The organism is Marinobacter bryozoorum (genome assembly GCF_023156245.1).
Lineage (GTDB): Bacteria > Pseudomonadota > Gammaproteobacteria > Pseudomonadales > Oleiphilaceae > Marinobacter > Marinobacter bryozoorum.
Genome location: NZ_JAKZAH010000042.1, coordinates 1 through 21615, shown reverse-complemented (window position 1 = coordinate 21615; position 21615 = coordinate 1). Strand labels below are relative to the sequence as shown.

At 57.2% G+C, this 21615-nt stretch carries 18 protein-coding genes; 3 read left to right on the top strand and 15 right to left on the bottom strand.

Annotation, left to right across the window (positions count from 1 at the left end):
* Positions 1-18: 18 nt before the first annotated feature.
* Both MLC59_RS16915 and MLC59_RS16910 read right to left on the bottom strand, forming a co-directional pair.
* Positions 19-1602 carry a BCCT family transporter gene (locus MLC59_RS16915; protein ID WP_248236582.1) on the bottom strand — a complete coding sequence of 528 codons (1584 nt, stop codon included), beginning with the start codon at positions 1600-1602 and terminating at the stop codon, positions 19-21.
* A gap of 229 nt (positions 1603-1831) precedes the next feature.
* Positions 1832-2839, bottom strand: coding sequence for a hydroxyacid dehydrogenase (locus MLC59_RS16910; protein ID WP_248236581.1), 1008 nt, complete (start codon positions 2837-2839; stop codon positions 1832-1834).
* Between the two features lie 575 nt (positions 2840-3414).
* On the opposite strand from MLC59_RS16910, the gene MLC59_RS16905 reads away from it, so the two are divergent.
* Together MLC59_RS16905 and MLC59_RS16900 are read left to right on the top strand one after the other, a co-directional pair.
* Entirely contained in the window at positions 3415-4455 is a 1041-nt protein-coding gene (locus MLC59_RS16905) for a type II glyceraldehyde-3-phosphate dehydrogenase (RefSeq protein ID WP_248236580.1), read from the top strand.
* A gap of 2 nt (positions 4456-4457) precedes the next feature.
* Positions 4458-5573 carry a phospholipase D-like domain-containing protein gene (locus MLC59_RS16900; RefSeq protein ID WP_248236579.1) on the top strand — a complete coding sequence of 372 codons (1116 nt, stop codon included), beginning with the start codon at positions 4458-4460 and terminating at the stop codon, positions 5571-5573.
* Between the two features lie 111 nt (positions 5574-5684).
* Here the strand turns inward: MLC59_RS16900 and MLC59_RS16895 are convergent, their stop codons facing one another.
* The 5 genes from MLC59_RS16895 to MLC59_RS16875 form a co-directional block, all read right to left on the bottom strand.
* Positions 5685-6071, bottom strand: coding sequence for a DUF302 domain-containing protein (locus tag MLC59_RS16895; protein ID WP_091854522.1), 387 nt, complete (start codon positions 6069-6071; stop codon positions 5685-5687).
* A 75-nt stretch (positions 6072-6146) separates the two neighbouring features.
* Entirely contained in the window at positions 6147-7556 is a 1410-nt protein-coding gene (locus tag MLC59_RS16890) for a hypothetical protein (RefSeq protein WP_248236578.1), read from the bottom strand.
* Positions 7557-7587: 31 nt separating this feature from the next.
* Entirely contained in the window at positions 7588-8436 is an 849-nt protein-coding gene (locus tag MLC59_RS16885; RefSeq protein WP_248236577.1) for an outer membrane lipoprotein-sorting protein, read from the bottom strand.
* Positions 8433-11147, bottom strand: coding sequence for an efflux RND transporter permease subunit (locus MLC59_RS16880; protein ID WP_248236576.1), 2715 nt, complete (start codon positions 11145-11147; stop codon positions 8433-8435). The genes MLC59_RS16885 and MLC59_RS16880 overlap by 4 nt, the downstream gene beginning before the upstream one ends.
* Positions 11148-11165: 18 nt before the next feature.
* The gene (locus tag MLC59_RS16875; protein WP_053113999.1) at positions 11166-11369 is read right to left on the bottom strand and encodes a YgaP family membrane protein; all 204 of its coding nucleotides are present in this window, start codon (positions 11367-11369) and stop codon (positions 11166-11168) included.
* Between the two features lie 138 nt (positions 11370-11507).
* On the opposite strand from MLC59_RS16875, the gene MLC59_RS16870 reads away from it, so the two are divergent.
* Positions 11508-11873: an ArsR/SmtB family transcription factor gene (locus MLC59_RS16870; protein WP_320108782.1), complete on the top strand. Its 366-nt coding sequence runs from the start codon at positions 11508-11510 to the stop codon at positions 11871-11873.
* Positions 11874-11957: 84 nt separating this feature from the next.
* Here the strand turns inward: MLC59_RS16870 and MLC59_RS16865 are convergent, their stop codons facing one another.
* The 8 genes from MLC59_RS16865 to MLC59_RS20055 all read right to left on the bottom strand — a co-directional run bounded on the left by MLC59_RS16865 (position 11958) and on the right by MLC59_RS20055 (position 21530).
* Positions 11958-12626 (bottom strand): methyltransferase family protein, encoded by a 669-nt coding sequence (locus MLC59_RS16865; RefSeq protein WP_199451724.1) that lies wholly within the window; start codon positions 12624-12626, stop codon positions 11958-11960.
* Positions 12627-12767: 141 nt separating this feature from the next.
* Entirely contained in the window at positions 12768-15143 is a 2376-nt protein-coding gene (locus tag MLC59_RS16860) for a phosphoketolase family protein (RefSeq protein WP_248236575.1), read from the bottom strand.
* A 97-nt stretch (positions 15144-15240) separates the two neighbouring features.
* Complete coding sequence (locus MLC59_RS16855; RefSeq protein WP_248236574.1) at positions 15241-16596, bottom strand: MBL fold metallo-hydrolase RNA specificity domain-containing protein; 1356 nt, start codon at positions 16594-16596, stop codon at positions 15241-15243.
* On the bottom strand, positions 16593-17513 hold the full coding sequence (locus MLC59_RS16850) for a ribose-phosphate diphosphokinase (RefSeq protein WP_008171255.1): 921 nt from the start codon (positions 17511-17513) through the stop codon (positions 16593-16595). The genes MLC59_RS16855 and MLC59_RS16850 overlap by 4 nt, the downstream gene beginning before the upstream one ends.
* Positions 17510-19024, bottom strand: a complete 1515-nt coding sequence (locus tag MLC59_RS16845) for a thymidine phosphorylase family protein (protein ID WP_248236572.1) — start codon at positions 19022-19024, stop codon at positions 17510-17512. The genes MLC59_RS16850 and MLC59_RS16845 overlap by 4 nt, the downstream gene beginning before the upstream one ends.
* 46 nt (positions 19025-19070) lie before the next feature.
* Positions 19071-19529 carry a hypothetical protein gene (locus MLC59_RS16840; protein ID WP_008171259.1) on the bottom strand — a complete coding sequence of 153 codons (459 nt, stop codon included), beginning with the start codon at positions 19527-19529 and terminating at the stop codon, positions 19071-19073.
* A 169-nt stretch (positions 19530-19698) separates the two neighbouring features.
* Complete coding sequence (locus MLC59_RS19985; RefSeq protein WP_345799790.1) at positions 19699-20547, bottom strand: HAD-IC family P-type ATPase; 849 nt, start codon at positions 20545-20547, stop codon at positions 19699-19701.
* Positions 20460-21530 (bottom strand): HAD-IC family P-type ATPase, encoded by a 1071-nt coding sequence (locus MLC59_RS20055; protein WP_345799789.1) that lies wholly within the window; start codon positions 21528-21530, stop codon positions 20460-20462. Before MLC59_RS20055 ends, MLC59_RS19985 begins: the two co-directional genes overlap by 88 nt.
* Positions 21531-21615: the final 85 nt, after the last annotated feature.

The following is a 21615-nucleotide window of genomic DNA, read 5'->3' as shown; positions in this document are numbered from 1 at the left end:
GATACTGCCAGGTGATGTTCATGCTTGATCTGCTCCTGTCCATGGCTCAGCAGCCCGATGTTGCTTACAACCTTCTCTGGGTGCTACCAGGGGCTCATGATGCAGCGCCTTCAACAGGCCGGCAGTCATAGCAACAATAACCAGTGAGAACGGCAAAGCCGCAAGTATGACCGCATCCTGAAGGACGGCAATCCCTCCAGCCACCAGCAGCACAGCTGTCAGCACCCCATTGGCAATGGCCCAACCGGCTCTTGACGCTTTCGGAGGCTCAAGTTTTCCTCCCGACAAAATGATATTGACGACCAATGCGCCCGAGTCCGCAGACGTTATAAAGTAGATGCCGATGAGGAGCGTTGCCACCAGACCCATCAAAAATTTAATTGAGTCAGTCGTCTGCAGGTGCTCAATGGTCGCGAAAAGTGCATAGGCGATGTCTTTATTGACCGCCTCAACAATTCCGCCACCCCCGAATAGCTCGCTGTGGAGTGCAGCGCCCCCCATCACCGAGATCCATACAAAAGTCACCAGCGTTGGTAAGAGAAGAACCCCGAAAACAAACTCTCTCAGGGTGCGGCCGCGGGATATCCGGGCGATAAACAACCCGACAAAAGGTGACCAGGCCAGCCACCAGCCCCAGAAAAACACCGTCCAGGTCGATTGCCAATTTCCCGGTTCATTGGCGCCAACATAGAATGTCATGATCAATAGACTATCCAGGTAACCGCCAATTTCCTGCACCAACAACCCTGCCATGTAATCAAAGGGGCCAATAATCATAAAGGCGGCGAGTAAAATCAGCGTTAGCCAAAGATTTACCTCACTCAATATTTTCACGCCCCGCCTGACCCCAGAAACCACCGAAATCGTCGCGATTACAGTAACCACGGCGACCACCGACAGCTCCACCCAAAGAGACGCCTCCACGGAGAAAAGCCACTTGAGCCCCGTGCCAGTCTGACGGGCTCCCAGCCCCAGCGTCGTCGCCAGACCAAATACAGTCGCAAAAACAGCGAGCGCGTCAACGACGTGCCCCCAAAAGCCAAAGATTCTTTCACCAATAAACGGGTACAGCGCTGATCGAGGCGCGAGCGGGAGATCATGGCGATAGCTGAAGTATCCGAATGCAATCGCGACCAACGCAAAAATAGCCCATCCGTTCAGCCCCCAGTGGAAAAACGACAATTGAATTGCAGTAGACGCAGCGGAGGGAGTAAAGCCCTCCGAAGTAAAAGGGTTACCCTGAAAGTGCATGATTGGCTCGGCGATGCTCCAGAACAGCAGCCCCACACCCGTGCCGGCCGCAAACAGCATCGCCAACCAGGGAAAAAGCCGGTATTCCGGTTGTTCGTAGTCTTTACCAAGGCGCACGTTCTTGTAACGCCCCAGCCCTAGCCAAATAACAAATGCCGTCAGAAACGCAACCAGTGCCACATACCACCAGCGCAGCAGACCATCCACGTACGAGGAAACATAATCAAGCGCATACGCAAACTCAGACTGCCAGATCAGCGCGCCAGCAAGGGTCAAACCAATGGCGCCAATGCTGAATAGTGACGGCAAGATGGGTTGTTGGAGATGGCTATTGCCTTTTTCGTTCCACATGATGATTAGCCTTTTATTATGCCCTGGTCTGCCAATAGCGATGCTCGTATAAATTACGAAAAATGCTGCAGTTATTATCTGAATTCACGACCCCAGGAGAGCGGTACCAAGTCTCATCCTCAGCATCTCCTTATTGCAGGTAACAACGAGAACCAATCCCGACAGCAGCACCAACAACACACCCCAGATCAAATAGGTATAGAGCATCGGCATAAAAAACCATCCTGGCTCAGTGTTTGTTCACAAGATTGCGGGGTGCACCCTCAATGAAGCCAACAATGTTTTCGCCGGTGGTCGTGAGGATTCTTTCGACAGCCTCTTTCGTATTGAACGCACTGTGCGGGGTGACGATGACGTTTCTCATGTGCTGAAGAACATGGTTGGCGAACAGCGTTTCCAGATCATGTTTCTTGTCAAAAAAGGAGCGGATCAATTCCGCCTCCTCCCTGATGGAGGGCTCATCCGGCAGTACATCAAGACCGGCAGCCGACACTTTCCCATCCGCCAGCGCGTACAGCAAAGCCTGGGTATCAACAACGGAGCCGCGAGCGGTATTAATCAGGACAACCCCGCGCTTCATCCGGGCGAACTCCCTGTCCGACAGAAGATGCTTGGCCGATTTGCTGCCAGGTACGTGCAGCGTCACCACATCGGACTGCTCAAGAAGACGATCCAAATCGACGTAAGACACGTTGTATTGATCCGCGAATACGTCATCCGGCCTGGGATCGCAGGCAAGAACGTTCAGGCGAAACCCCTGCGCTATTTCTACAACACGCTTTCCGATAGACCCGGTACCGATCACTCCCAGGGTTTTGCCTTGCAGGTCAAACCCCTGCAGGCCTTTCTGAGAAAAATCCCCCTTGCGAGTGCGATTGGTCGCCTCTGGAATCTTGTGGCTAATGGCAAGGAGCAGCGCAAAAACATGCTCTGCTACCGTCTGGTCACCGTAGACGGGCACATTGCTGACTGGAATCGCATTTCTGGTGCAATACTCCAAATCGATATGGTCGTATCCGGTCGAGCGGGTAGCAATGAACTTCAGATGCTCAAAACACTCCAGGACCGAACGGTTCAGGACCGAATGAACGAAGGGGGAGATGATATCGGCGTCCCTGTATAGCCCAACGTTGCCTGTTCCGAGTTCCTCGTCCGTGAAAACAACCTCATGATTGCAGCAGGCCTGCTGCAAAATATCGCACTCCCACTTCTCTGCCTCAAAGAACACAATTTTCATTATCTCTCCTTAGCCATGCCCATTCTTACTCTGGCCAACCCACTAAGAGCCCCGGAACAGGAGTATCAGTGGGAGGTCCAGCGTTCTATCTGTCTATCTGTCCATTTCGTGCCTAAGACTTTCTCTCGACGCTGACGCAGAGCGTTCATCACCGCCGGCAACGAGGATGCACTCATTGCAAAAGTGGCAAAGGAAGGTCCTATCAGGATGCCAAGGAATCGGTAGAGCACACCGGCAGCCACAGGCTCAGCCGCACTGTTGTAGACTAGGGCAAAAAACAGGTTCTGCTTGCCGATGGTTTCATACCATTCGAGCCTCTCAAGGTTCGACCTGGTCATAAGCAATGTAGTTGCCCTCTACTGCACCCCATTCCACTACACCCGGCTGAACTGAACCTGAAAAGCACTTCTGCGCTTTGCATTTTTTTGATCACCATCAACTTTTCGGTAAAGCCATTGCCCTGAGGTACACGTCAAACCGGACTTTCAGCTGAAATTCAGTCTTTGTCTATAATCTGGTCACTTAAGCAACATAACAGTTCGCTCGCCCCTTTTCAGAAGCTGGAGATACAAAAGATGGTCGGTCAGAGAATTATTCGCGTCGCGGTCAACGGTTATGGCGTTATCGGCAAACGGGTAGCGCAAGCCGTTGCGGTACAAAAAGACATGGCTGTGGCTGGCGTAGCTGATGTCGCGCAGGACTGGCGAGTGAGGGCCGCGCTGAGTAGAGGGTATGCCCTGTACGGCGCGACTGAAGAGCACGCCGTTGCCATGGGCGCAGCCGGGCTTGATGTTTCCGGCACACTGGATGACTTACTTGAAGCCGCGGACATCGTGGTGGACTGTACACCGAAACACCTGGCCAGCAAGAATATCGAAACCTACCGGCGGCTCGGTATCAGGTTCATCGTTCATGGCGGCGAGAAACATCAAAGCACGGGCCATTCATTCGTTGCCGAGGCCAACTACGCCAGCGCTGTCGGCCGTGACTGCACACGCGTCGTATCGTGCAACACGACGTCGATCATTCGTACCCTGTCAGCGCTCAAACGCCACGGCTTGCTGGACCGGGCACGGGGAACCCTTCTGCGCCGGGCCACCGATCCCTGGGAGAGCCACCAGGGCGGGATCATGAATACCGTCGTGCCAGAGCCGGAGATTCCCAGTCACCAGGGCCCGGACGCCCAAAGTGTCGACCCGGACCTGGATGTGGTAACCATGGCGGTCAAGGTTCCGGAGACACTGGCCCACCTGCACTACTGGTCCGTTCAACTGACACGTGAGGCGAGTAAGGACGAAGTGCTCGATGCGTTCCGCACCTCCTCCCGCATTGTTTTCCTCCGGAACAGCGACGGGCTAAGCGCGATCAACAGTGTCAAGGAGTTGATGGCCGACCTTGGCCGACCTCACGACAGCCTGTATGAAGTCGCGCTTTGGGAAGACATGCTCAAAGTGCAGGGCAAAGAGCTGTTTTATGCCTATATGGTCGACAACCAGGCGATTGTTGTTCCGGAAACCATCGATGCCATACGCGCACTGACCGGGGCCGAACACGATGCGGAAACGTCGATCAGAAACACCAATGACAGCCTGGGTATCGGCTCTGTTGGCTTATAGATATGAACGGCAACCCCGGCGACGCCGCCTGTGAACCCGAGGACGGGGCCGTGAAGGATGTGTTCAGGCTGTTCGGTGAGGGAGACGAACTCTATGCGGAGATGATTCGCTCGGTCCGTGCTGCCACCCAGCGTATCTTTCTTGCTTCGTATATCCTGGCGGCGGACGAGGTGGGGACTGAACTGCTTGATGAACTGATGAAGCAGTCCCGCCACGGCCTCGACGTGCGCATTCACGTTGATGCGCTGGGCTCAAGCAGCGTTCTTACCCGAAAGCACCGACGCCAGCTCAGAGCCGCCGGCATCCGTCTTCAGCGCTTTCACCGCTGGAGTTGGCGGCAACCGATGCGTTACAACCGTCGCGACCATCGCAAGCTGCTGGTCATTGACGGCAAAACAGCGTACCTCGGCGGCTTCAACATTCATCGCGAGGGTTCAAGGCGCTTCTACGGCCCCCAGCGATGGCGCGATATGCATGTCTGCATCAACGGGCCCCTGGCCACAGTATCTGACACTCTGTTCAACGCCTTCTGGTGTGGTGACACGCAATGGAACCCAGACAGTCACACCGTCGGCGACAGCCGGATCATTCCCAATACAACACGAACCTGTCGCATCCAGCTACGGTGTGCCATCAAAGACCGGTTGGCCAGAGCGTCAGACAGAATCTGGTTGGCGACGCCCTATTTCGTACCGGATCGTGGATTACGCAAACAGCTTGCTCTCGCGGCCCGCCGGGGGGTCGATGTGCGGATTCTGACCACCGAAAAGACCGACTCGACCCCCGCACAATGGGCTGCCCGCGCCATTTACGGAGAACTACTGGAACACGGCGTTCGCATATTCGAGTACACGCCCCGGCTGTTGCATTCCAAAGTACTACTCGTTGACGAAGCCTGGGGCAGCATAGGAACCGCAAACTTCGACTACCGAAGTTTGTTTATTAACTATGAACTGACGCTGATTTCCACAAACGAAGCCTTGAATGGCCAGTTAAGAAACGAGTTCGTAACTGATTTGCTGGATGCCAGTGAAATCACTGGCATCGCCTGGAAACACCGCGGCTTCATGAAAGGCGTGTATGACACGCTTGGCCTGTTGCTACGCAAGTGGCTTTGACGTGGGCCGGCTTAGATCGGGGCTCAACTTGCTTGGTATGCCGAACCAAGGTCCCAGACACCCGGTGCGGCAATGATTAAAGACACAGCGAGTGCTTTGGTGCGAGTCGAGTTAGACCGCCTTGATAATCTCAGACAGCCTATCTCTCACCTCACCCGCAATATGCTTGAGTTGCTCATTTTCGATCGCTGTCATGGATAACACGGGATCAACCGCACTGACTTCAACGCCCTCCGGGGTCTCGCGCAGGATAACATTGCACGGCAACATAGCGCCTACCCGGGGTTCCACGCCAATGGCTTCCCAAGCCATGGCTGGATTGCAGGCACCGAGAATTCGGTAGGCGAGCATGTCCTTGTCCAGTTTCTTTTTCATGGTGGCCTTAACATCAATTTCTGTCAGAACCCCGAAACCCTGATCGGCCAGGGCCTTGCGGGTTCGCTCATCCACTGTCTCGAAATCCACATTCTGAATTACGCGATTCATTGTGTAAGACATATACATTTCCTTTTCTTTGGGTAAACCGAGTGAGGCCTATAGTAGCCAGCCCTTCAATATCAACACCTAACCTTTTCAGAACCCATAGCGTACCCCCAGATACAGGTTATTGTTGTCCTCAAACTGACCGAAGAAGGTTTCCTCCTGGGCGCCGAAAAACAGGTTTCCGCCGGCTTCAACAGAGAGATGGTCATCAACCTGATAGCCCACCCGGGGGCGCAGGTACGCGTCCCGGTCCGAGGGCGAGTAGAACAGGAACAACGACCACTCCAGATTCTGGCTGTGTGTCAGCCATGTCAGCCGCTGGGTGAGGACGTGGCGATTCTCGTCCCGCACCGGGGCACCCGGGGGCAAGGCCCGCCGGTAGGCCTCAAACTCGCCCATGCGCTCAAGGTAGTATTGCAGGCCCAGGGTCAGGTTACGGGCAATTTCCTGCTCATAGCCGAGCAGCAGGCGCAGCTCGCTGTTGCGTACTGTGGGATCGTCGCCATCGCGGTCTGCGCGGGAATCGTAATAGCCCAGCTCGACGTTGCCGATGCCGGCCCCCACCGGCCCGCGCAGGCTGGCGCCGAGCACCGACAGCGGAGGAAACCTGGCCCGACCGCTGGCCGGATCAGCCCCGGCCGGGCTCTTCCAGAAGCCGTCGTAGCCGTAGAGCGCGACCTCGTAGGCGCCAAGGTTACGGTACAGCCGGGCGGCCCACTCGTCGTCTTCGAACGCGTCCGCCGGGCGGCCCGCCAGTACAACCGCATTGCGCCCGGTCAGCCGCCCTTGCCCTGTGTTGAAGAAAGAGAGACGGCGACCGTCGATGAAGCGATCCGCGTCAAACCGGGGGGTGTAGACAAGGTCAAGATTGGCCCAGCTGGAAAAAGCCGAAACCTTCAGCGCGTCCGAGGGCGCCTTGAGGTACTCCACATCGCGGCCGATAAAAAACGAGACCCAGTCCTTGGGAAACAGATCGTTGATGAACACCAGGTCGCCGGTTCCCCAGGTTAGTATCTGGCGCCCCAGCTTGACATCGGTATCCGCGCTCGGCGAAAACACCAGGCTGGCCTCGCGCAGGTCGAACGCGCCCTCACCCGATTCCAGGTCCACCGACCGATCATCGTCCAGGTCGTCATAGAGAAAATCGCCGGTAAGGCGCAGCGTTACTCCCTTGAAATACTTCTCCGCCTCGAGCTGCAACCGGGTTTCGGCGATGGAGAGATCGCGCTGGTGAGGATCATCGCCCAGCCGGGTTCCGCCGCGGGCCTCCCAGAAGCCGCGCAGACGAAATGGCAGCGCCGCCGCAGCCGATCGGTCGGTGGTCTGTTCTGCTCCGGTCTCACCCCCGAGGCCCGCTGGCAGGGCCGGTTCTGCGGTATCACTGGCTGGCGCACCCAGCCCCTCCGGCAGCTCGGGCGCGGCCGCCCATAGCGCCCCGGGCGCTGCACCGAGAACGATACCCGCCAGCAACATGCCCCAGAGCAGGCTTCTGGTGTTCATCCACGCCCTCCTGCCCTCAGTGCACCGGTGGTCACTGCAAGTACTCCCTCGGTGCCCGGCGCAGATACCGCTCCGAAAACACGTCTTCCGGCAGGCTCAGGTCATAGTCAATGCCGCTGTAGGTCAGCTCCGTAGTGCCACCGTTACGCAGATTCTCCATCCTCGCCTTGACGACCGTGGGGTAACCCTGCACCTTCTCCACCGCCAGCGCGGTGTAACGCCGGTAGAGGTTGTCACTGTCGTCGATATACTCGGTGCGAACCGGCAGGAACGACTGCTTGTGGATATAGACATCGTAGTAGGCGAACTCAACCTCCCCGGGCCTCTTGGGTTTGTTGCGCACTACGTAGTAGTTATCCGTGGTTTCAATCAGCTCATGGCTGTCGGCATCAATACTGCGCCCGGAGATGTCCTCGTAGAAGAAATCCGAGCCGACGAAGCTGGTGCGTTTGTCGGAAGCGGCAATTCGCTTAACCAGATCCAGCGCCGGCAGGTACAGCCAGCGGTCGTCGTCCCGGTCCTGGTGTTTCCAAACCAGCAACGTCATCTGGCTCACATCCGCCGGTCGTCGGAAATAGACATAGTACTTCTGCTCGCCGAGATAGGCGCCCCCCTCAACGGCATCTGTCTCCGGACCGTCTCTCCGCAAAATGGTGAGTTCGCGACTACGGGTACGCCCCTGGCTATCCGTGATGGTCATAGCGACCCTGGCGCGGCCATCACGCCCCTGAAAGTAGGAGACCATATTGGCACGGTTGACAATGCGCTCCACCTCGGGCGCAGCGCCGGCATCCTGGGCCAGGGCAATGGGCGTGATGCCCAATGCCATTGCAATCAGGGCCAGCTTTTGGAACAGGGTAACAAGCCAGTATCTACTCATTGCACGCCTTCCTCTTGCTTTTGCGAATTCGGGACGGCCCTGCGGGCACCGGGAAACAGCCACCGTTGCAGCAGGGTTATCAGCGCCGGCAGGATCAGCAGTGTGCTCAGGCCGGCGGTCAACAGAATGGCCGCGATAAACACCCCCACCGTCTGGTAGGGCACGAGCGGCGCCGCCAGCAGCGGCAGGAAACCAACGCCAAGCACGATGGCGTTGCGGGTTATTGCTCGTGCAGGCTCACCGAACATCGGTGCCACCGAGCGACGCCAGGAGCCGGTCTCGGCCTGAGTGGCGCGGGTACGGGCCAGGAAGTGGATGGCGTAGTCCACGGCGAGCCCCAGACTCAGGGCGCTCAGCACGGCGACCGGCATATCGTAATTCTTGCCGACAATGCCGATCAGACCGTAGATGGCCCCGATGGTCACGGTCAGGGGGATCATGCACAGCAGGCCCCAGAGCAGAGAGCGGAACAATAGGGCCATCAACAGGAGCACAACAACGAAACTGCCGAACAGGGCCATGGCCATGCCGCTGACCATTTTTTCCTGCCAGACGACATTGATATAGTTCAGACCGAACCAGCGTGCCTGGAGCGATGCAGGCGGAGGGTTAGTCGCGATGAAGTCGTTGAGCGCCTCGACCACCCGGCTCATGTCCCGGTTATCGCCGCTGGTGAGCTGAACCCAGATGCTGGCATTCTGGTAATCGGGTGTAACGAAGTGCCAGAGGTCCTGAGGGCGATGGCCATTCTGGTAGGTGAGCAGGGTCTGCGCTACCGCCGCTGGACGGTCCGGAATGCGAAAGGCCTCGGCATCGCCACCCAGAAGTTCGCGGTGGACAGTTTTGACCACATCGGCGACGGAGTTGGACTTGCCGACCACACCGGTCTCGCCCAGCCGCTGCTGCAGCCTGGCGATGTAGCGCAGGACTTCGGGGCTTTTGAAGGTCTCGCTGCGCTGGCGTTCGCCATCGACGAAGGATTGTGCCTCGAGCCAGGCATCGTAGCGCGTGTCAGATGCCGCATCGAGTTGCACCCCGACGCGCTGATCCAGCTCATCGAGAAATGCCTTCGCCGAGTCAGTGTCCCCGCTTACCTCTCTCGCCATGGCACGCAGTTCTTCGAAGACGGCGACGGTCGCGTCTTCCTGCGCCTGCACATCCTTCTGGTGTGATGCCAGGCGATCAAGGAATGTCTGCCGATAGTCGGCCAAGATGACGTCACCACCCTCCGGAACCAACGCCAGATAGGCCATGTAGGTGCCGCCGAAATGTTCGTTGAGTACTCGGTCCGCCACCCGGATGGGATGCTCCGGCTCGAACCACTTGACCGGGTTATCATTGATACGGATCTGGCTGATGCCATAGCTCGCAGCCACCACCACGACCATGGTAACCACCAGCACCGCCCTGGCGTGGCCGACCACGCCCTCGCCGAGGCGATGCAGCCAGCGCCCCATGACTGTATTTCCATCTGGGTCCCCAACGGCGTGACCGAAGCCGGTGAGCCGCCGCTCCGGCATTAGCATGATGTATGCCGGAATAAAGGTTACCGTGCACAACCACGCCAGAAAGACGCCAATCGCGATAAAGATGCCAAACACCTGAACCGGCGGGATCGGGGTGAGTGCCAGTGACGCAAACCCGGCCATCGTCGTCAGGGTTGTGAACAGCATCGGTTTAAACAGTATCCCCATGACCTCCCGGATGGCCCGGCGGCGCTCCCGATGGTGAGGATAGCGGTCGAAGAATTCCGAGAGGATATGCACCGCGTCCAGCACCGCAATGGGCATGATGAATACGGGGATCATCGAGCTCATGATGTGGACGGTGCTACCGCTGATCACCAGCAACGCCATGGTGCTCGCAGCCGCCACCATGGCCACGATCATCGCCGAGGTAATGAGCCGGACGTGGCGGAAGAACCACCACATTGCCAGGAAGATGACCAGCATTGCCAGTGGCGCCGAAATCGCCATCTGGTAGAACATCTGCACACCGAACGTGTCCTCCGCCACGGGCAGCCCGGTGATGTAGACCTGATCGCTGGTATCCTCCCAGCCGGCGACTTTGTCAAGCAGGGCTTCGCGGACTCGGTAACTCATGTCCTTGCTGGTCAGCGGCAGGTAAAGAGCGACTGCCTTGCCATCGGCGCTGACCAGGGTATTGTCGAACAGCGGGATACGTTGCGCCCGCTCAAGAATAGCGAGCGCCTGGTTGCGGGTATCCGGCGGCTCTGGCATGAGCCAGCTGAAACGAACCGAGCCGACCCCCTCTTGCTCGATATTGTCGACCCGAGAGAGCGCGAGCATATCCTCCTCGACCACGCCCTCCTGCCGGCCCGGGTTGTCCGGATCGGGCCACCTGAGCGTACTGGCATACTCTGTCAGCTCATAGAGGCGCCGCAGCGAGCCGACGTTGAATACGCCGTCGGGGTCGCTCTCGTTGACCACACCCACCACGACCATGTCATAAAGCGAGAACTGCTCCTTCATGTCGTCGTGGAAAACGCGCACGGGTTCGTCGCCGGACAGCATGTTCTCTGGGTCGGTATCGATGGTTAGCGGATTAAGCAGACCAAATCGCTCGGGCCAGAGGCTCGGCAACGCCGCCAGCCCCACCAGCATCAGCGTGACGACCACCATGGTCCAAACGGTCAGGCGAGGACGGTCAGTGGCGAACTGTAGCCACGAACTCTCGGTTTTTTCAGACATTTACAGTGCCTCCGTGCGTCAATCGAAGGCGGCGCCGGGCTTCTTGCCCAAGGCCTTGAGGATCTTCGCCAGAGGGCAGAATCCACTGAAGGCAGCCTGCAGCATGTTGGCGCCCACAAACGCGGTGAACCACAGCCAGTAAGGCGAGTGGAGCTGGGAGAGCGCAAGACTTACAAGGATAAAAGATCCTGCGAATGCGAGTACAAGACGATCAATGGACATATCTCTCTCCTGTTATACTAACGCGCTCTAGATCCAACAGATTGCGCGCCCCGTCGAAATTACACGGTATTTGGGTTGTCTGCTTGGCGACTAACTATAAGGAAGCCGAAATTTGCCAGAGGACAAGCAACGCTTAACTTGTTGACCAAGTATGTTTCGGAAAAACTAACATATTCACGAATTCAGAGCTATGAATATATGAATGGCAACCAGATGTCAGAAGCGGCTGATCACGCTACTAACTTGTTAAAAGCACTCTCCGGAAAGAGCAGATTAATGATCCTCTGCCAACTAGTGGAAGGCGAGCGGGCGGTGAGCGAACTCGCCGATACACTGGATATGCGCCAAGCGGCTGTTTCCCAACAACTTGCTCTACTGCGCAAAGATGGCCTGGTCAATGTGCGCCGTGACGGACGAACCATGCGCTATTCTCTGGCGGGAGACAAAGCGCGCCGTATCATTGAGCTTCTATATGAACTGTTCTGCGATAACGAAACATTCTAGGGCCCGGAATTATCCATCGCAGGCTTACGGTAATATGGGGTGCATCTATCCATGTAGGCATGAGAATTCGCAGTAAGAAATACATCACGCTGCCTCATCATCGCTGCCGTTATGTGACGCAGCGGCGAGCTGACGCCACCGCCCCCAACGGGGGATGAACATTGGCACCTGCCGCTGGTAGGCACGGTACTCCTCACCAAACTCCTTGAGCACCTGCCGTTCCTCACGCCGAGCCAGCCATGTGTAGACAAGCACGATGGCCGGGAAAAGGCCGACCGAGAATAACGTTGGCCAATGCACCACCCCTTCTCCAAACAGAGCGATGAATAGCCCCGTATATTGCGGATGCCGCACATACGCATACAGGCCGTCTTTCACCAAACGGTTTTCACCTCGCGCCTTGTGGACCTGACGCCACCCCTGAATAAAGAGGCCGATCCCGGTGAACGCGAGCGCATAGCCGAGCAACATTGAGACCAACATCCCGGTTTCGCCCAGCCCTATCAGGGTCGACCACAGGCTGGCGCTGACATACTCACTGTCGAGGCCAAAAAAACGCACCAACAGATAAATAGTGAGCGGAAAACCGTACATTTCCGCATAAAGTGCAATGATGAAGGCCTGCACCACTCCGGCGCCGGCCCATTCCCGCCAGTTTTTCGGCGCGAAGTAACGGTAAAAGAACCAGGACACCAGAACGATAACGATCAGTGTGATGCCCCAGGCCCCAGCGTGATTGAACGATTCATTCATAGCATGATTTACCTATATGTCGGGCGGCTAGCTGAATCGGTTGCCGCCCGGATTGTTTTAGTGTGAGAATCAGCACGGTGATCACCAACGCTTTACTTTTCCCCGTAAAGACTGTTGTAAATCGATCCTCGCGCTCCATCGCTACAATGTCGCCTTATCAGCGCCTGAGGAGCCACTTTTTGACAGGATCGCCTGCACTATCGGATGTGCATCACATTTGTTGGCCTGCAGCAGCCCCGATGTATCCAGGGTGCCACCATGGTTTTCATAACCAAACGCCAGCGTCCGGTCAGGTCCGAGATCGAGAGGACGGCAGATTCCCAGCAATGCCTCTGGGCGCATATGGCAGACGAACACTCTGAGTTTTGTATCGTGGGGAAACAGCTCGGCCCTGTAAGAAGTACCAGACTGATGTCCTGACTCGATTGGATCCCGGGGACTCCGGAATCGACCGGGCTCGAGAAGGCAGACCACACCACTCGAAAGCCCTCTCTGAGCCAGCGCTTCGGCAACCTCAAGGCAAACCCGGAGTTGATAGGCGCCGACAGCGATCAACTGCACATCACCGGCTTCACCAAGAGCGATGGCACCATTCCGGAGCAATTGCACAGCCTGACGGCCGTCAAAAACGGCAGGCAGTTTTGCCTTGGGAACCGTCATGGCCCAGAACTGCCCCTGGGTTCGAAAACACTCGTTAAGGCACGCCACAGCACTATTGCAGTCGGGAGGATAGACAACGCGGGCAGTGTCACTCATTTCTCCCATCAGGACTTCGCCGAAGGCCGGGTCCTGATGAGACTGCTCGTTCTTGCCGTTTTCCCAGAGGTGCGACGTCGCAATGACCGGCACGGATAACCATCGGGCGGGCCGACCGAGACTTTTCTGGTGTCGCGCAAAAATAATTTCCTGCCGAAGAGCGCCAATCATTTTCATGGCAAACGCTTCGTAGGACACCACCAGATTCATACCTCCCTTATTACCCAGAGCGGCGCTGACAACGGCCTCCTCATTCAGGGCTGTGATTACCGAGCCGTGAAGGGATTCCGCAAGGCCGGGCTCGGGCGTCAGGGTGCGATGCTTCAGAAGGTCAAGCGACTGGTTCATCTGATTACTACGCAATTCATCCGGGTTCCCCAGGCGAATACGAAGCGCCGGGTTGGCCTTTACAAGGGCAACAAACTGCCGATCAATCGCCACCATGGGCGACTCTGATACCGCCGTTTGCAACCAGACCGGTTCGGGTACAGTTTGCAGCTTGACGTCACGACAACTCAGCGGATGATCCTTTTCCGCAGGCCGATCGTCTGCCCGGTGAGTTGCCAGCACGTCGCGGGCGCCGTGAATCTCGATCTCGGGCACAAACAAACGGGCAATGGATTCGTTAAAGTGCCTGCGCGAGACCTCATCAAATCTCGGTATTGCCGGAAGCGGGGTACCATGCGCCGCGTTTGAACCAGCACCATAGAAACCATAGCCTTTGACCGTCTCGGCAATCAGATAGGGGAGCTTTACAGGGTACCTCATGTGGCCGGCGCTGACCTGTTCGCTGCACGCCTGAAGCCTCGATTCGGCCTCGAAGATGCCCCAGATAAAGGCCGCAGGATCGCGGCCATCAATGAGTATGGGGTAAAAGCCATTGAGCTCCAGGTGCTGCCGGAACCAGTCCGTCCCCCCTTGCAGAAAAATGGTTGACCGTTGATCAATGCGGCGCCCGTTAGCAATCATCACCGGGGTCACCAGGCCACAGTCCTCGGCTCGCCACCAGCGGCTTGCCCAGTCGCTGCCCCGCTGCTCCTCAAATGCCCCATCACTGAGAAACGCGACCAGACGCTCCCCCGGCAGCGGCATGTGGGTGTATTGCAGTTCAGCGAAGCCCAGATATCCGCCCTCGATCAGCCCGCCGGCAGTGTGGGGGTTGACGTGACTGCCCAGGGGAACCCCCGGTGTGCCATCCGGAGTGACGGCGTAGCTGTAAAAGTCACTCACCAGCCGGGACAGCCCCACCTCGTCGAGCGTGTACCGAGCCTGCTGTTCTGGATGCAGATTGCCGAGCAGTATGTTGACGCTTTCGATAGCCGCCACACAGTGCCCCTGCCCCATCAGCCAGCTACGGGTCAGCCCCGCCAACGCGTTGGCGGCCGTGTAGCCAAGATAGGCAGGCACCATGTTCAGCGAACCACCGGTATGCCCCTGAGGATTTTCCTTGAAGTCATCCGCCGCCAGCGGCTGTCCGGACAGGTCCACTCTGCTGGCATAAGTCATGTGGGCTACCAGCCACATGGCCGCGTTGGTGAGGGTGTCTGCAGCCTCGAAAATAATCAGGGCATCGTCGAGCGAGTCATAACGCCCGGCACAAACGAGTTCCTGGCACAGGTCGAACACGCGCACCTGGGTCAAATCGGTATGTTCGATCACCCCGCGCCCTTTTGCCCAGTTGGCAAACTGGGGGTAACGCTGCCGGTATTGGGCAGCACGCTGCTGGATTCGATGTGAATCCTCAATGGAATAGCCGTTCATGATCTCTCCCTGATAACTCTACTGACGTTAATGGTGGCCTACTAGAAATCCTCGCCGTAAATATCCGGATTACCCCGGGTATTTGCCCGGTCTCACATCAAAGACGCAAAATGGATTGGTAGCTTGCCACCTCCACCTCAAACCGGGTGTTCTGACGCAAGTGATCCTTCATGGCCTCCAGCGCATCAGGGTCTCCATGAATCAAGTTGATCGGCGTTTCGGGGGCTAAGTCACTTTGAGCCAGCCACTGTTCAATCTCTGTGAAATCTCCATGCCCGGAAAGCCCACTCAACACCTCCAGCCGGGCCTTGACCGGAATCCAGTCGCCGTGGATCTTGATCCTTTCCGCTCCATCAACCATTTTGGCGCCTCGTGTCCCCCCTGCCTGATAACCGGCAAAGATAACGGTTGTACGGTGCTGGCCGAGGAGACGTTTGAAGTGATGAAGAATGCGACCGCCCGTTGCCATACCGCTGCCTGCAATAATTACGTGCGGGTAGGCCTGGTCAGCCAGCGCCTTGGAGTCTTGGACGCTGCGGCTATAGTGAACGGTGCTGCACATTTCATGGCATTCTGAACTGCTCAACCGATGCTGATCTTCGTAGCGGCAGTAAATCTCAGAAACATCAATCGCCATGGGGCTATCCAGATAAACTGGCAACCTTGGAATTCGTCCCGCCTTCATCAGGTCGGTGAGCATATGCTGCAAGACCTGCGCTCTGCCCACGGCAAAGGCCGGAATCAGTATATTGCCCCCTTTGTCGACCGTTTCGTTAACGATGTCCGCCAGTTGTGACAGCAAATCCACGTCTTCGTGGCGACGATCGCCATATGTTGATTCCAGCATCAGCATGTCGAGTGCTGGCAGGGGTGCCGGTGGCCTCATGAAAATATCATTGAGGCGGCCCACATCGCCGGAAAAACCGACGCATTTACCTTCCGCCTCGATGATGACACAGGCCGCCCCGAGAATGTGCCCGACCGGTCGCAGATGAAAGCGTATATCACCGAGCTGGATCACTTGGTGAAAGTCCACCGACTGAAACAGCTCCATGCAGGCTTCTGCATCCTCCTGATCATACAGGGGCTCCGGATTCTCATGCCTGCTCAGCTTATGGCGGCCGAGGTAATGTGCCTCCTCTTCCTGAAGATGGCCGCTATCGGCCAGCAATATGCTGCATAGCTCTCGGGTGGCATGATGGGTATAAACCGCCCCCCGGAAGCCCTGCTTGTACAACACGGGGATGTAGCCTGAATGATCCAGATGGGCATGGGTCAGAAGCACGGCATCCAGCGAGGCAATATCGAGCGGCAACGGTTGCCGGTTGCGCTTTCTCAGCCACTTGTACCCCTGAAACAGGCCGCAATCGACCAATACACGTGTCTGGCCGGTTTCAACCAGGAACTTGGAGCCGGTCACGGTTTCCGTGCCACCCAGAAATGTAATGTTCATCGGCGCTCATCCTCCACCTGATTGAGAAAATGCCTGACCGGCGGCACCAGCAACTCGCTGACATCGATCTCATTGCTGCTGTGTGGAACCGTGTTGGTGGTCACCAGCGTCTGCAGGCCGGTACCCAGAAGGTAGGTGTCCGAGGCCTCCGCAAAAATGCCATGCACCGCCGCACACAGGATGGCCTCCGTGCCTTGTGCCTTAAGTGCCCTGACACACTCGCCAATGGTGCGGCCGCTGGAAATAACGTCATCAATGATGACGGCTTTCCGGCCGTTATACGCCGAGATATCCGGCAAGGTGACTTCAACGCGCCGGTCACCCAGACGCTGCTTGGTGCCAATGACATAAGGATGGTTACTGGCCTGCGCGATACTTGATACCCATTGCTCACTTTCCGCGTCCGGACCTACCAGCAACAGACCGTTTTGCCCCCGTAGCCAATCCGCCAGCGCCGGTGCTCCCTGAACAACTTGCGTGGGTATGCTGTAGATTTCGTCAAGAGACTGGTACCTGTGCAAATGTGGATCAACGGTGATCAGCCAGTCGATATGTAAAGACAAAGACTGGGCAAACACCCTGGAAGTGACCGCCTCCCCTTCTTCGAAGCGTCGATCCTGGCGCATATAGCAAAGATAGGGCGCCACCAACCCAATCGACCTGGCACCGAGTTCCCGGAGAGTTTCAAAGAGAAACAGGAGAGCAAGGTATTTGGTGTCTGGATGCGTTAGGTCGGCCAATATTACGCAGTTCGCACCTTTGACTGATGTGAGCACACGTAAGTAGGACTCACCATCAGGGAACCTCCGCACCTCCAAACTTCCCGGCTCCAGATTGAGCCGATCACAAAGTTTTTCCCGTAATGGATGGGGAGCAAGGCTGAACAACACACTTTTTTCAGTAATGCCCACAATCATTCCTCTCGCTTTACAGTGAAGATTGCCGGCCCCATATCGTTAAACGCCAGCGCATAATCCTGCTGCCCCGGACTGTCACTGAGCAATTCATAGAGAGGCTCTCCCTTAGTGACTCTATCACCGACGGTCGCCAGTAGCCGCAGCCCTGCGGTAGAGCTGGCAGGTGCGCCTGCCAGCTTGGCGACACGGGCAAGCCGACGATTGTCGATAGACACGATTGTTCCGGATTCCGAGCACAGAACTGGGCGCCTAAAACGGGCTTCACCTAAGCTCCTCTGCCCTCCCTGAGCCTCTGTTATACGCTTGAACTGCCCCCAGGCAGAGCCGTTTTGAAGTAGTCGTTCTGCTTTGACCATCCCCTCTTTCACGCCACGACCATCAGCCAGATCGAACAAATGGCCAGCCAGCATGATGGCGCGGCTCCGTAGATCCTCCGGCGCACCCCGCTTTCCCTGCAACACGGCCAAAACATCACGGGCCTCCTCTGTCGGCCCGATCCCTGCACCAACCGGCTTGCTGCCGTCTGTCGCGATGCAGCGTACCTTCAGCCCACAGGCCGCCCCAACGCTTGTGAAAAGAGAGGCCAGCCGGTCGGCATCGCCGGGCGTTCGAACCTTGGCCGTCTCCCCCACCGGAATATCAATCACCGCATGGGTGGAACCGGCAGCAATCTTCTTGGACAGCACCGAGGCCACGAGCTGGCCCTCACCATCAAGGTCCAGCGCTCTCTCGATGCGAATCAACAGGTCATCAGCCGGGCTGAGGTTCATCGCCCCACCCCAGGCGAGACAGGCACCGGTTTCTCTGACCACACGGCGAATCTCGTTCAGCCCAAGCCTCACATTGGTCAGCGCTTCCATGGTGTCCGCTGTTCCCGCCGGTGAGGTGATGGCACGGGAGGAGGTTTTAGGCATTACTAAGCCTGCTGCGCTGACGATCGACACAACCAGCGGCGTGGTCCGGTTGCCCGGCAGGCCTCCAACACAGTGTTTGTCGAACACACGATCCACGCCTGGCCAATCGAGCTGTTGTCCGCAATTCACCATCGCCTGGGTCAAAGCAACAATCTCATCGAAACCTAATCTGCCACCCGCACAAGCGCTCAGGAAACAGGCTATTTCGACATCGCTGTATTTGTGTGCGGAGATATCGGAGACAATGCGGGCCATCTCAGCCGGAAGCAAGCTGTGTCCGAATACTTTCCGACGAACCAGACTCAAGGATTCGATATAGGGCGCATGATGTACTGAAACCAGGTCAGACTGAGCCACCCCGAGCCGCTCTATGGCGATATCTGAAAGCCCCGCATACCCTTTGGGAACCGTTTCATCAGACGAAATATTGAGAGTTGCGATGATGGAACGTCCCTGCGAGGAAATTCCCACCCTGGAACTGGCGGCGAATCCTTCTGAAAGGCACACATCACAATCATCACGCATGTAGACGACAGGCTCCTGATGAGTATTGATACCCATCTTGAAAACCCGTAACTGACTGGAAGACGCCACCATGTATCAACATCCTTTTCTGCGTCGAAGAATAATTTCAGTGTTCTGATCAGAGGTCGTTCATACGCCCTATCTGCCTGGCCAATCGCATAGCTTCGTTCTCTTCCATGGTTAGCAACGATTGCAGTAATTCTTTCGCCTCGGGAATCTCGGCTTTGTCGGCCATGGTGCGATAAAGGTCCTCTATCTGATCATGGAAATCGAATACTTCTCTGCATATGCCCTCAAAATCCAGCTGTGCGTAGGGCTCATCGCAGGTTCTGTGGGTCTTAATGGGATGGTGAGACAGGTAGTCGTAGACCCTTGTCTCCAATGCTTTGAAATCGCCCTGCGACTTGAATTCATTCACGATACGTTCCATTTCCGATTCATGGGTCGCCAGATAGTCCAGCAGCGCCCGTGCTCGCTCCTCTTCATTCTTCGTAGCGCAATGTGACATACACCTTGCAAGGTGAGCATGCAAATCCCGTGTCCAGCTAATAAGTTCTCCAAAGGTTTTGATGTCCATTTACCCGTTCCCCCTTGTTGTCATTAATCATGTCAGCAAACAGCAATTACCTACCACTTAAACTCATAAGCCTGAATTCACACTGAAAAACCCCAACAAAAGATGCAAAAAGAGTCGCTCAATAGCGTGGGCTTGATGAACATCAATTTTTCCAATTGGAAGTGTTCGTCTACCCTAAGCCGTCCAGTTGGGTGCGCTTTAACAGGAGTGCATTTACCGCAACAAGAGCGGAGCTTCCAGACATTGCGAGCGCCGCTACTTCTGGGCTTATCACCAACGGATAGAACACGCCTGCCGCCGCGGGAAAGGCGATGACGTTATAGCCCACCGCCCAGAACAGGTTCTGGTGCATCTTGCGCAGGGTAGCGCGCGACAGCTCGATGGCGCCGAGCACGTCGTAAGGATCGCTCTTCATAAGCACTACGTCAGCGCTTTCGATGGCCACGTCGGTGCCGGCACCAATGGCAAAACCTACCTCCGCCTGGGTCAGTGCCGGGGCGTCATTGACACCGTCGCCCACCATGCCAACCTTCTTGCCCTGAGCCTGGAGCTCCTTGATCTTGTCTGCTTTCTGCCCCGGAAGGACATCGGCGATCACCATCTCAATGCCGAGTTCCCGGGCGATGCGCTCGGCGGTGGCCTGGTTGTCGCCGGTGAGCATCGCCACCTCCACCCCGCGTTCACGCATCTTTTTGACCATTGCAGTAGCGGTGGGGCGCGGCGCATCGGCAATGGCGATAAGGCCGACCAGCTTCCCGTCCTGGGCGACGTGCACCACGGTCTGACCCGCGCTCTGCAGACGCGCGGCCTCGTCCTTCAGGCTCGCCATGTCGACCTTCTCTTCGTCCATCAGCCGGCGGTTGCCGAGCAGCACGGTCTTGCTGCCAATCTCCGCCCGCGCGCCCTTGCCCTCGATGTTGGTGAAGCCGGTCAGCGGATCGAGCTGCAAGCCTTCGGCCTTACTTTGTATCGCCTTGGCCAGAGGATGGTCCGAGCCCTGCTCCACCGTCCCCGCCAGTGCGAGGACCGCCTCCTCGGTGCTGCCCGCCACCACGACCACCTCGACCACCTGCGGCTCGCCCATGGCGGCTCGCCCATGGTCAGGGTGCCGGTCTTGTCGAAGACCACAATATCCAGCCGGGTGGCATCCTCAAGTGCAGAGGCATTCTTGAACAAGATGCCGTTCCTGGCGCCGAGGCCGGTGCCCACCATCACGGCCATGGGCGTGGCAAGGCCGAGGGCGTCCGGGCAGGCGATGACAAATACGGTGATGGTCAGGGTCACGGCAAGCAGCAGGCTTTCGCCAATCCACCAGAACCAGACGGCAAAGGTGAGCAGACCGATCACGATGGCAATCACCACCAGCCACTGTGACGCTTTGTCCGCCAGCAGCTGCGCCGGAGCCTTGGAGTTCTGCGCCTCCTGAACCAGTTTGACAATCTGTGCCAGGGCCGTATCGGACCCCACCTTGGTGGCGCGATACCTGAAACTGCCGCTCTTGTTAATGGTGGCGCCGATCACCTTGTCGCCGGGCTTTTTTTCCACCGGCATGGACTCGCCGGTGAGCATGGACTCATCCACCAGGGAGTCGCCCTCCAAGACCTCACCGTCCACCGGAATCTTATTGCCGGGGCGGATCACGACGATGTCGTCCTTCAGAACCTCAGCGGTGGGAACCTCCCGTTCCTGGCCATCACGCAACACAGTGGCCTTGGGCGGCGCGAGATCCATCAGCGAGCGGATGGCGTCCGAGGCACCGGCACGGGCGCGCATCTCCAGCCAATGGCCGAGCAGGATGAACACCAGCAGCACCGCCACCGCCTCGAAAAACTGCACACCCGGGAAAAAGAGCGTGGAACCGACGCTGAACAGGTAGCCAGTACCCACCGAGAGAACGACCAGCACAGCCATGTTGAGCACGCCGTTTTTCAGCGCGCGCCAGGCGGCAACAAAGAACGGCCAGCTTGGCCAGAGCACGGCGATGCTTGCCAGTAATAGCAACCACAGGTCTAGTTGCGGTAGGAATGCCTCTCACGAGGCACCCCCCGCACAGATCCGTACGTGCGGTATTACCGCATACGGCTCC